The organism is Ammoniphilus sp. YIM 78166 (assembly GCF_004522215.1).
Taxonomy (GTDB): Bacteria; Bacillota; Bacilli; order Aneurinibacillales; family RAOX-1; genus YIM-78166.
This window is the reverse complement of record NZ_SDLR01000001.1, coordinates 1,028,796-1,040,849: the sequence shown is the minus strand read 5'-3', so window position 1 is coordinate 1,040,849 and position 12,054 is coordinate 1,028,796. Positions and strand designations below refer to the sequence as shown.

Here is a 12,054-nt window from a genome sequence, read left to right as displayed (position 1 = left end):
CCTCCTCTCTTGTTATTTCGCAATATTTTACACAATAGCTTAATCTCGTATTCCCGGCGTACTTAATATTTGTTCAGGAGAAGTCGGAAATAGCCGAGGACTTTTCATTACTTTTACTTTGCGAATTCGCTTTTCATCAGATTCCATGACTGAAAAGATATATTCTTCAAATTCAACAGATTCCTGTTTTTCGCCGCTGGGTATGTGGCCGATCTGCCCAATTAAAAAACCGCTAAGAGTATCATAATCTACTGTCTTGAAGTCAACGTCTAAAATCCTTTCGACTTCCCGCAAGCTCAAGGAACCATTCATTAAGAGTGTCCTTTCATCCAAATGAACAAATTCTTCGGATTCATCTTCGTCATGCTCGTCGAAAATGTTCCCTACAATCTCTTCCAATAGGTCCTCTGTCGTTACGACTCCAGCTGTTCCCCCATATTCATCAATCACAACAGCCATATGAACTTTGTTTTTCTGAAGATCCTTAAATACATCATCCGCTTTTCTCGTGACAGGCACAAAATAAGGATCACGCATTACGCTGGTAATACTGAAATCATTTCCCTTTTCAATATAAGGAAGCAAATCTTTCACGTGCAAAATTCCCACGATATTATCAATATGGCCTTGAAAGACAGGAATCCGGGTATATTTTTCAACCTTGATCAACTCAATCACTTCAGTCAGACTTGTCTCTGTGGAAAGAGCAATCAAGTTAGTTCGGTGCGTCATGATATCAGATACCGTTGTGTCGTCAAATTCAAAGATATTGTTAATCATCATTTTTTCCGAATCCTGAATAACCCCTCTTTCCTGGCCGACGTCCACCATCATACGAATTTCCTCTTCGGTTACCTGCTCGTCATTGGCATGAGGATCAATCCCGAACAATCGGACAATTCCATTGGTGGAGAGGGTGAGCAATTTTACAAATGGGGAGGTGATTTTTGACAAGACAGTTAGTGGTCCAACCACAAACATGGCAATCGGCTCAGCTTTCTGCATGGCCATTCGTTTAGGAACCAATTCGCCTAACACCAAGGTAAAATAAGATAAGACTAAAGTAATCAGTACAACAGAAATCGTTCCGAGTAGTTGCTGGGATAAAGGAACACCTAGGCTGAATAAAAATTCAGCTAAGCGGCCGGAAAAACTCCCGGCAGCAAACGCACTGGCTAAAAATCCAGCAAGGGTAATCCCTACTTGAATAGTCGCTAGGAACCTACTGGGTTCCGCCAATAAATTCAACAGCATCTGCGCCTTTTTGTTTCCTCCCTCTGCCATAAGTTTAACCTTGTTGTCATTTAGAGAAATTAAGGCAATTTCAGAAGCTGCAAAAAAAGCGTTTAGAATAATGAGTAAAGTTAAAAGTATGATCTCGAAAGGCACTTTTTGTTCCCCCAGGTTATTTATCTTAGATTAGATTGCTTTGCAATTTAATTTTTATACGAAAGCACAGGTTAAAGGTTTCAAAATTGCTGAGTAATTGATGCTTTCTTAAAAAGAATACAGCCGAACCCTCTAAAAACTTCAACGGCAAAAAAGACTCCAGCCAGAGTCTTTTTTTGTATGATTGTAATCCTCTATACTTTAAATTTTCCTATTAATAATTGCAGTTCTTCAGCCATATGGGCTAAGGCTGAGGCAGATGCCGTAATTTCCTCTATTGAAGCTAATTGCTCTTGAGCAGAAGCGGATACCGTTTGTGTCCCTGATGAGGTTTCTTCTGCTACCTGAGCAATTAAATGGATGGAATGGACGACCATCTCTGAGCCTCTTGAGATTTGTTGAACTGCTTTAGAGACCTCTTGAATTTGCTCGGCCACTTCATCGATAGAACCTTGGATCTGATCAAAGGAACTTCCCGCGAGATGAACCACGCGAATGCCTTCTCCCACTTCCGTCATCGCGTTTTCCATCGTATTCATAGCTTTCGTGGTTTCATTTTGAATGAACATAATAAGCTGAGAAATTTGTTGAGCAGACTGCCCTGATTGCTCGGCTAATTTTCGAACCTCATCAGCTACCACTGCAAATCCACGTCCATGCTCGCCTGCTCTTGCCGCCTCGATTGTTGCGTTTAAAGCCAAGAGATTCGTTTGGGCTGCAATACCTGTAATCGCTTCGGTAATTTGCCCGATCTCTTGAGAGCGAAGTCCTAACCCCTTTACGACCTGGGCCAGGCCATTCACTGTGAGATGGATGGAATTCATTTGGTGAACCGCTCTCTCAATCGCTTGTCCACCCTCTAGGGCTTGATGGGAGGTTCTAGTGGCTGTATTGGAGACCATTTTTGCCGTGTTCTCCATTTCCACAATCCGATCGGCCATTTCATTCATAGCAGCTGAACCGTCTTCCACACTGCGCACTTGGTCATCCGAGCCCACGGCTACCTGCTGCATAGCGGAAGCAATATGCTCCGTGGCCTTACTCGTTTGTTCTGCACTTGCTGTTAGTTCTTCTGCTGAGGCAGCTACCTGTTCTGTATTGTTAGCTACTTGGCGAATTAATTGCTTTAGACTATTTGACATCCTATCAAAATCTTGTGCAAGTTGACCTAACTCATCTTTGTTTTTGACCTCAAGGTGTTGGACGGTTAAATCCCCTTCCGCTACACGCCGGGCTTGCTCGGCTATCTTTTTTATCAGTTTGCTCAGGTTGTGTGCGATCGCCCACGCTGCTAGGATGACCATGATGGCTGCTGCCAAACCAATCCCCATCACACTATTCTTGATCTTCGTCGCAGAAGACAATATCGATTCGATTGGCACATGCAGGTAGAGCTGATAACCCGTTTGTTGTATAGGGCTGTAAGCCACAACATACTGTTGTTCTTGATCTTTATAAATCGAAACACCCGATCGGTCCTTGGATAGCAGAATTTCCTGCAGACCTTGCGGCAGTTCCGATTCCCCTACTTTTTTACCTAGTAACTCTTGCTGCGGAATCATTTGAAGACGATCGGATTCATCAACAAGGATCGGATAATGGCTATCATTTTGAATAGATTGCTCTTGTAGAAAGGTATTCAATAAAGCTTCAAAATTCATCGATGCGGACATGACACCTACAATACGGTCATTATAATCCTTGACTGGAGTAGCCACTACCACGATGCGGTTTCCGGTAGCCTTTGAAACCAATATTTCAGAGTAGGTGGATTGCCCTTCCATTCCCCTTTTGAAATACTCCCGGTCTGCGAGATTCATGACTCCCATATTTTCTACAGTGGTATGTGCTTTTACTATTCCGTCTACCCCCGTAAATACAACAGTCTCATAGATATCAGTTTGTTTTTTGATCGTTTGAAACAGCTCGAGTTGACGTTGAGCGTCTAAGGATTGAACGATTTCGGTTTGCGCTGCTAACTGAACTTCACTTAATCTTCTTTCTAGCCACTGATCCATCCCCTTCGTTGTACTCGATGCTAGATCAACGAGAGAAACCTTCTGTTTTTCTAAGAGTTCTGTGCTACTTATGGTGTAAATGACGTAGGAGGAAAAAAGTAAAGGAAGTAAGGCAATGACCAAAAACCAGATCATTATTTTGGTCCCAATTTTTAATTGACCCTTTCGAAACATTTGATTTACTCCTCTTGGTGAAAGTATTATACAAATTATGTAATCGGTATCACCCTCGAAGTATAAATGATTTTAGGATGTCCTTGATGTTTCGTAAGTAAAGAATTTTTTTTGGTCTTTTTGGTTTCATAGAGTGAATACATAAGATGTTTCACCCTTGCCTAAGAGGCCTTCCCTAGAGTATCCTTGAATTAATATTTAATGATAGGATATGAAATAAATGGACAATCATAAGCTAATACTCCCAGCTATTCTCGTTCTATTCTTTATCCTCTTTCAATCTCCTTCTTTTGCTGATGTCCCGTCTCCACGTGCTGTTAGCGGGGTAATGGATTTATCTCAAACGCCCTTAAACGACGAAGTAGAGAGATTACCTTTAACAGGTGATTGGGAATTTTATTGGATGCAACTACTAGAGCCCAAGGACTTTAATAGTTTACAGGCTCCCCCACCGGACTTTATCGAAGTCCCTTCTTCATGGAAAGGAAAAAAGATCGGTGAAGAACCGTTGGGTTACACAGGATATGCTACCTACCGTTTACAGCTCACGATCCACCCCGCAGATATAGGACAGGAAAAGGTTATCGCTTTAGAAAATATAGGCAGTGCCTACCAGGTTTGGATTGATGGGGCCAAACGCGGTGGCGCTGGTGTAGTCGGGACTATGGCTTTCGAAGAAGAACCTAGCTTAGAAATCAACCACTATCATTTCATTCCTACCCACGAGGTAATAGAGATTGTAATTCAGGTCTCCAACTTCTCCTACCGTAAAGCTGGACTTTATACACAGGTCGCTTATCAGAATTCTTTAGACACACTACAGTCCACTTTGAGAAGCGAAATGGACTCGTTTCTTATCATTGGCGGACTTCTCTTCGTAGGTTTGTATAACTTGATCATCTCAACCGTCACCGGAAGGGTGCAGCGTGACCTTCTTATGATCGGTTTAGCCTCCTTGTGCATGGCAACTCGTTCCCTGCTCATTAACGACTATCTCGCAACTATCATTCTGTCAGAGATTCCCTGGTCCGTGATAAAACGAATGGAATATATGGTGGAGATCATCTCATTTCTATTCGTGATCCTTTCCATGAGGTTGCTTTATCCGCGAGACATTCATCCTGTGATGATGAGACTGACGTACGTTTACGTCATCCTCTGTGTAATCTATAACGTGTTTGCCTCAACCCTTCTGTTTACGCAAACGATGGTTTATCAATTCCTCATCATGGTGTTAATCACTTCCTATTTCATTTTCTATGTCGGTGTTTCAGCTTTTCTCCGCAAAAGGGAAGGAGCCGTTATTACCTTAGTTGGACTGCTCATTCTTGTCATTGGCATTTTGAATGATGTGCTTTCTTCAGCCCTGATTATTCCATCTGTATTTGAATTGGAGTATAGCTTTCTGCTTTTTATCATGCTGCAAGGCGTGATTGTCTCCTACCGCTATCTAGCCCTTTTTAAACGGAATCATTCTCTAAACAAGCAGTTACAAGAGATGAATGAACAGTTGGAAATGGCCGTCGAACAGCGAACTCAGCAATTAATGGAGAAAAACAAAGAACTGGGTCAAGCCAATCTCAAGCTAGAAGCCTTGAGCAGCACCGATGGGTTAACAGGCTTGGCCAATCGAAGGCATTTGAATAAGGTCTTAGAAGCGGAGTGGATTAAAGGATCAAATAAAGGTCAACCCATGGCGGTTATCTTAATGGATATTGATTTTTATAAGCATTTTAATGACACTTATGGCCATCTTGGTGGGGACGATGGGTTAAAGCTTATCGCCGGCGTTCTAAGGGACTATGCCAGAGCCGAAAACGCTTTTGCTGCTCGCTATGGTGGAGAGGAGTTTATGGTAATCTTGTCGGAGGCGACTCTTGACCACGCTTATCATACCGCTGAAAAACTCCGCCAGGCCATCGAGAATCTGCAAGAGCCCCATCGGACTTCCCCTTACGGCGTATTAACGGTAAGCGTGGGGGTCGCCATAGGCGGTCCACAAACTTTTGAAAGTCCAGAGAAACTCATTGAACACGCGGACCAAGCTCTTTATCAAGCCAAAGCAGCTGGAAGGAATAAAGTTATAGCCGCCTAATAAAGTTATATTAATTGGGAGTTCAAATGTCTAAAACTGAACAGCACTATATTACCTTACGCAGTCAGTTTCCCATGGCAAACGAAGGGGAAAACATACCTGTAACAATGGACGAGCTCCAGGGAATTCTGGATTGTACGAGAAGGAATGCTCAGCTGGTCTTAACAAGGCTTGTGGAGCAGAAACTCATCGAATGGCATCCTGGACGCGGACGGGGCCATGCTTCTACGATTGTTTTTTTACATCCCCTTCACCAGTTTGTTATAGAAAAAGCCAAGCTGCTTGTTTTGGAAGAGCAACTGGATGAAGCTTGGAAGTTAATCCATTCACAGGAAATACCTTTGATTCGATATAAGTTTATGGAATGGCTCTATGGTCATTTAGGATTTCTACAAGATAACCAAAAAAAAGACATATTAAGATTACCCTTTTACCGCCCTATTCTAGACCTAGATCCAACTTATGTAAATCGTAGAACAGAAGCCCACTTGGTTGCTCAATTATTTAATACACTCGTTTTCTTTGACAAGAAAACGATGACAGTAGGTCCCCAGTTGGCTCATTTTTGGGAAAGCAATGAAGATCAAACCAAGTGGCGTTTCTATTTGCGAAAAGGGGTTCGGTTTCACCACGGCAAGCGATTGGATGCTGAGGACGTCGTGTTTACCTTTCAGAGACTTTTAGATCACTCCCCTCATGACCATCTAAAGTCTTGCATCAAGAAAATTTTGGCTGTAAGCCCATAGATCGTAGAGTTTACGTTGGTAGATACAAACTTTCTATTCCTCAACTACCTATGCAACACATCATGCTCAATCCTACCGCGTGACTTTAACAGCTATCAGTCCTACTCTCAGATGCCAATTGGGACAGGTCCTTTTAAGATGGTGAAAAATAATGAATCCGTACTCCTTATGGAGGCTCACGAAAACTACTTTGAAGGAAGACCGCACTTAGATCAAGTTGAGATCTGGATCTGGCCCAATTACGAGATCGGCAAACTGATAGACAAATTGCAGACAGACGACTTATATCTTGGCAACGTTCCGTTGAATCCAAAATCACATAAAGAGCTCATTCAGATTGAGCAAGGAGCCTCTTACTTAAGCTTCAATATGAAAAAGACAGGTCCAATTCAAGACCAGCGCCTTCGGACAGCTATTCATCTAGTCATTGACCGGGAGAAGATGATTAAGGATACCCAAGTGAATGCCTTGCCTGCTTGCAGCTTCTCGCCGTCTTATAGCGAGCATCATTTTAAAAATGGAACCAATGTGGACATGGCCAAGGTTTTGATCGCCGAGTCTGGCTATGATGGGGAGATATTAAAGCTTTATACCTATGATATGCCCAGCAATATCTGGACTGCAAAGTGGCTGCAGGCGACCTTTTGGGTAAACAAGTCTAGGATGAGAGCGGCATTCGGACTCACTTGGGCATTCCAGGCCCTCTCCGGTCCAAATCAGGCGCTCAACTTATCCACAGAACCATCCATCATATAATTTCCTCAACAATAAAAAAACCACTTCCCATTGAAGTGGTTTTTCAACATTTAGTCGTATTTGAGATCCCATTTGTTCACATGAAAATTAAAGGATCCTTTTGAAGCAAAGGTAATTAATTCGTTATCTGGATAAGGAAAGATCCTTGACGTAAAAACTTCCTCTCCCCCATTGACGAAAATCTCAAGAGAAGAAGTATCAAGAAAGATCTGTAGGCTCGTTAATCGCTCCAGTCTGCAATGTCTTGCCTCGGTTAATCCGTTCACATAGCTTTTGCGTTCAAGTGTGGCTTGCTTTTCTTGGGGATCGTAGATGAAGCGGATCTCGCCACGGAGGGAAATTTCGATGGAACGGTCGCCATAGCTTAGATCTTGAATCCCTAACTCGATACTTTTCCCGCGCACCTGATCAAGCTCTAGCACTCCATTATTTATTGATACTTGTTCATATGACACTTGATTTTGGCGCAGCTGCTCCAATTCTTTAATGGGTTGCTGATAAAGCTTTCCATCTATGAGGGTTAACTCTCTAGGGATTGTCATCGTATGGACCCACTTATGGGAAATGGTCGGCTGCTGATCCTCTTGTTGATCGGGAACTCCCATCCACGCCACAAGAAGCCGACGTCCTTTAGCATCCAGTGTCGTTTGCGGAGCATAGAATTCAAATCCACGATCCAGCTCGGTAAACTGGCCGTGGGTATATCGTGCTTTTTCATAATCAAGTTGGCCAACAAAATATCCCGCTTGATACACGTTTTGGTAGAGCATGCCTTCAGGCTCTATTCCCTGCGGACATACCACCAAAACGTCCTTACCGTTTAGTTCAAACAGATCTGGACACTCCCACATATAGCCAAAGTACCCTAAACGATCTGTATTTCCCCCAGCGATGGCTCCTAGATGCTCCCATTCCTTTAAGTTGGAAGAGCGAAACAGCACCGCTTTTCCATCTAACTGGAGGCTTTGCGCACCCACAACCATGTACCAGTGCTCTCCTTTTTTCCACACCTTAGGATCTCGAAAATGAGCGGTGTACCCTTTTGGTAGAGTAGCCACTACCCCTTGTTTCTCAAATTCAAGACCATCCTCTGAAACGGCCAAGCATTGGTAGGTTTCACGGTTGTTTTTTTCGTCCTTCACGTTGCCGGTATAGAAAACAGTCAGCGTTCCATTATCATCTACTGCACTCCCAGAGTAACAGCCGTTTTTATCGAACCAGTCACTGGGGGTAAGAGCGATCCCCTCGTGGGTCCAATGGACCAGATCCGGCGAGGAGTAATGTCCCCAAAACTTTGCTCCGTGGCCGGTTTTAAACGGCATCCACTGATAGAATAGATGGTACGTTCCCTTCCAATGAATAAAGCCATTAGGATCATTAAGCAGCCCCACGGGGGGCATCAGGTGGTACGTTAACCGATACGGGTCGCTCTCCACCTGAAGTTTGTGCTTTTGGATTTCCAAAGTAGCTTGTTCCCTTAATTCTTGATCTTTTACATTCATTTCGAAACACGACCTTTTACTTCAGCTAAAGTAGGCAATGCCGTCATGGCTCCTTTGGTTGATGCCGCTAAGGCTCCTGATACACTGGCAAAACGGGCGATTTTTTCCGCTTCCTCTACAGTTAAACTCCTCAAGGGCTCTTCACATTCATTCAAGCAATACAGCACTCCGGAGACATAAGCATCTCCTGCCCCTGTCGTATCCACCGCTTGGACGGGGAGAGCCGGTACGTGAACTTCCCCTTGGCGCGTATAGACGATACTTCCTTTTTCCCCTAAAGTCACAAACACCAGAGGAATCTGGTAGGCTTCTAAAGCTTGTACCCCTTTGTTAATGGCCTGTTCCCCTGTAAGAAATTCCAGTTCCTCTTCTGAGATTTTGAGGATGTCTGCTTCAGGGAGCATGGACTCAATTATCTCCTTTGCTTGTTGCTCGGAATCCCACAATCCTATTCGCAGGTTTGGATCATAGGAGATCAGCATGCCGTGAGCTTTGGCCAACTGCACAGCCTTCTTCGTGGCGCTTCTGGAAGGTTCTCGAATGAGCGAGATCGAACCAAAATGAAGGATTTTGTGGCTTGCAAATATTTCTTCTTTCACGTCCTGTTCATTTAAAAAGGCATCCGCACTTGGGATGATATAAAAATCAAAGCTGCGTTCCCCGTTCTCTGCCAGAGTTACAAAGACAGCACCCGTACGCGCTTCATCGGTTAATGGCATAAAATCGGTATTCACACCGTATTCGGTCAGTGTTCCTTCCAAAAATCTCCCGAGCACATCATCTCCGACTTTGCCCAGAAAGGTAGCCGGCACCCCTAAGCGGGCCAGACCCACGGCCACATTGGCCGGAGCCCCCCCTGGGCTCTTTTGGTAGACGCTATTGGTTGGATCTAGTGGAATAAAGTCAATTAAGGCTTCCCCTAAACTGATGACCCCTGTTTTCATTATTTTTCCTCCTTAAAGCCCAGTACATAAGTTGCAATAAATGCTGAACCGACAGCAATGGCGAACCCAATGAGGTAATGTAGTACTTTTTCCATTCCAAACGGGGCAACAATGGCCAGCATCGGAATACCGGTCAAGCCGTATGCATTCGCCACCACGTTCATCATGACAACATAGGCCGCACCGAGTCCCCCGCCTATAGCCGCTGCAATAAAGGGCTTGCCCAATCTTAAATTGACTCCAAAAATCGCCGGTTCAGTAATTCCTAGGAAAGCAGAAAAAGCTCCTGGAAGTGCAACGCTTTTTAATTTTTTATTTCTTGTTTTCAGGTAAACCGCCAAGGCCGCTCCGCCCTGCGCCACATTCGCCATCGACCAAATCGGTAATAAGAAGTTCACACCAATCTCTTTGCTGGCCAAGAGCCCTGCTTCTATGGCATGGAAGCTGTGATGAACACCCGTAATGACAATCGTGGAATATAACCCTCCAAACACCAGTCCTGCAACCGGACCTGCGACATTGTAAAGAGATTGCAGGGTGAGCGAGATCATATCTCCTACCCATCGACCGAACGGACCGATAACAACAAAGGTGAAAAATCCAGTCACAATGACCGTAATAAACGGTGTAACGAGCAGATCGACGGAATTTGGTACTACCTTTCGCAACGATTTCTCCACTTTACTCATAAAGTAAACGGCAATTAAGATCGGGACAACCGTTCCCTGATAGCCGATTAGGGCCAACTCAAAGCCAAACAGATTCATATATTCTGGTGTTGCATTCGTTAACGTCCAAGGATTCAAGAGGGCAGGGTGAGTCAATATTCCACCGATGACCGCACCAAGAAAAGGATTGGCGCCGAACTCCTTAGCCGCGGAAAACCCTATGAGAATAGGCAAGATGATGAAGGCTGCGCTAGAGAACATGTCCAGTAATCGGTAAACCGCATGATCTGAACTGACCCAGCTAAAGGCCTTCATCATACCCAGCAGCCCCATCAATAAACCACTGGCCACGATGGCTGGAATAATCGGGACGAAAATGTTAGACAAGGCCTTCGCAAATCGGGCAACAGGATTCATATTCTGCTTAACGGCTTCCTGATGAGTATCATCACCCGCTTGCTGCAACCCCGTTTCACGGACGAGTGCATCGTGAACTTTATTCACCGTTCCTGTACCGAAAATCACTTGATATTGACCCGAACTGGAAAAAGCCCCTTTTACCCCCTCGAGACTTTCAATGGCCTTTTGATCTACTTTCTGTGTGTCCTTCAAAACTAGACGAAGACGAGTAGCGCAGTGAATCGCACTTACGATATTCTCGCGACCGCCCAACAAGGGAACAAGCTGCTTAGCGATATCTTGATAATTCATGTTCATTCTCCCCTTTTTCTACGACTAGAAAAATAAAAAAGACCTAAAACGCACAGAGGAATACAAGTATAGGATAGAGTCCTATACTTCCCTTGTACCTTCTAGGTCTTGCCTGCTTCACCAGTCACAATCCTCAGTATATTCTTTTAATACGCTTTCATAATAGTTTACTCTTTACGATTTGTCAATCTCCTTTTACCGATTTCCTTCCGGCTTCCCCAAGCCTTTGAATGTGCAAGGTAATATAGGCCAGTTCGGAATCTGAAAATTGGAGATGGTATTCCCTGTGGGTAAAGTCAGCCATTTTGACAGCACATTCAAACTCTCTCTTAAACTTGGTTCGAACGAGCTGTAGCATGTCCTCATCCATAAGCGGTGAGTTTTCTTCCTCTTCCATGCGAATCAAGGCAAAGCGCAGATGAGAGACGAGGCGCTGATACGACATCCCCTCTTCATCGATATCCACCTGCAATTCTTTTTTGAGGATTTCAATCATGTCTTGGATCAGCGTCGTCTGTTGCAATGCCTTGCCCATGCTTACGGTATCCATTTTCGCGGTATGAATGTGAAGGGCAATGTGACCCGCCTCATCATCAGGCATCTCGATACCCAGTTTCTCTTTAATCAGCCCGATTCCCCAAAGGCCAATTTTATATTCCTTTTTATAGAGAGCTTTAATTTCACTCAAGAGTCGATTTTGGATTTGATACCCTTGCTGCAAGCGTTCAATAGCAAACGACAAGTGATCGGTTAGGCCAATATGGATATGATTGCTAAGAGGGGCACGCAATTCCCCTTCGGCATAGCTGATGATCTCCTCAGCAATAGCAATATGTTCTTCTGGAAGCGTACGCAGCAGTTCCTGGAACTTTTCACTTTCCTCTTCCATCACAAAGATCTTTTCAATCTTCCCATTGGCAATGATGTCGTGCTTTTTCTTTTGAAACGCAATGCCAGGACCCATTACGATTTTTTCTTTTCCTTCATCGATTACGACCACGACGTTGTTATTCAGAATCCTATGAATTCGGTAAGCCATACGTTTCCCTTC

At 44.1% G+C, this 12,054-nt stretch carries 7 protein-coding genes and 1 pseudogene; 2 read left to right on the top strand and 6 right to left on the bottom strand.

Annotated features, from left to right (window positions below; all coding sequences use genetic code 11):
- Positions 1–39: 39 nt before the first annotated feature.
- Complete coding sequence (locus tag EIZ58_RS05150) at positions 40–1,389, bottom strand: hemolysin family protein (protein ID WP_134699414.1); 1,350 nt, start codon at positions 1,387–1,389, stop codon at positions 40–42.
- Between the two features lie 194 nt (positions 1,390–1,583).
- On the bottom strand, positions 1,584–3,581 hold the full coding sequence (locus EIZ58_RS05145) for a methyl-accepting chemotaxis protein (RefSeq protein WP_134699413.1): 1,998 nt from the start codon (positions 3,579–3,581) through the stop codon (positions 1,584–1,586).
- 220 nt (positions 3,582–3,801) lie between these two features.
- On the opposite strand from EIZ58_RS05145, the gene EIZ58_RS05140 reads away from it, so the two are divergent.
- Both EIZ58_RS05140 and EIZ58_RS34340 read left to right on the top strand, forming a co-directional pair.
- The gene (locus EIZ58_RS05140) at positions 3,802–5,676 is read left to right on the top strand and encodes a diguanylate cyclase (protein WP_134699412.1); all 1,875 of its coding nucleotides are present in this window, start codon (positions 3,802–3,804) and stop codon (positions 5,674–5,676) included.
- A 26-nt stretch (positions 5,677–5,702) separates the two neighbouring features.
- Positions 5,703–7,178: pseudogene (locus EIZ58_RS34340) on the top strand (ABC transporter substrate-binding protein).
- A gap of 50 nt (positions 7,179–7,228) precedes the next feature.
- Here the strand turns inward: EIZ58_RS34340 and EIZ58_RS05125 are convergent.
- The 4 genes from EIZ58_RS05125 to EIZ58_RS05110 form a co-directional block, all read right to left on the bottom strand.
- On the bottom strand, positions 7,229–8,680 hold the full coding sequence (locus tag EIZ58_RS05125; protein ID WP_134699409.1) for a glycoside hydrolase family 32 protein: 1,452 nt from the start codon (positions 8,678–8,680) through the stop codon (positions 7,229–7,231).
- A complete protein-coding gene (locus EIZ58_RS05120; RefSeq protein ID WP_134699408.1) occupies positions 8,677–9,624 on the bottom strand; it encodes an aminoimidazole riboside kinase in 948 nt (315 codons plus the stop codon). The genes EIZ58_RS05125 and EIZ58_RS05120 overlap by 4 nt, the downstream gene beginning before the upstream one ends.
- Positions 9,624–11,003 (bottom strand): sucrose-specific PTS transporter subunit IIBC, encoded by a 1,380-nt coding sequence (locus EIZ58_RS05115; RefSeq protein ID WP_134699407.1) that lies wholly within the window; start codon positions 11,001–11,003, stop codon positions 9,624–9,626. The genes EIZ58_RS05120 and EIZ58_RS05115 overlap by 1 nt, the downstream gene beginning before the upstream one ends.
- Before the next feature lie 184 nt (positions 11,004–11,187).
- Complete coding sequence (locus EIZ58_RS05110; protein WP_134699406.1) at positions 11,188–12,042, bottom strand: PRD domain-containing protein; 855 nt, start codon at positions 12,040–12,042, stop codon at positions 11,188–11,190.
- Positions 12,043–12,054 lie beyond the last annotated feature (12 nt).

Bases quoted from the DNA above. Each gene is read 5' to 3' on its own strand.
- EIZ58_RS05145 (WP_134699413.1), bottom strand. From the start codon at position 3,581: ATGTTTCGAAAGGGTCAATTAAAAATTGGGACCAAAATAATGATCTGG.
- EIZ58_RS05140 (WP_134699412.1), top strand. From the start codon at position 3,802: ATGGACAATCATAAGCTAATACTCCCAGCTATTCTCGTTCTATTCTTT.
- EIZ58_RS05115 (WP_134699407.1), bottom strand. From the start codon at position 11,003: ATGAATTATCAAGATATCGCTAAGCAGCTTGTTCCCTTGTTGGGCGGT.
- EIZ58_RS05110 (WP_134699406.1), bottom strand. From the start codon at position 12,042: ATGGCTTACCGAATTCATAGGATTCTGAATAACAACGTCGTGGTCGTA.
- EIZ58_RS05125 (WP_134699409.1), bottom strand. From the start codon at position 8,680: ATGAATGTAAAAGATCAAGAATTAAGGGAACAAGCTACTTTGGAAATC.
- EIZ58_RS05120 (WP_134699408.1), bottom strand. From the start codon at position 9,624: ATGAAAACAGGGGTCATCAGTTTAGGGGAAGCCTTAATTGACTTTATT.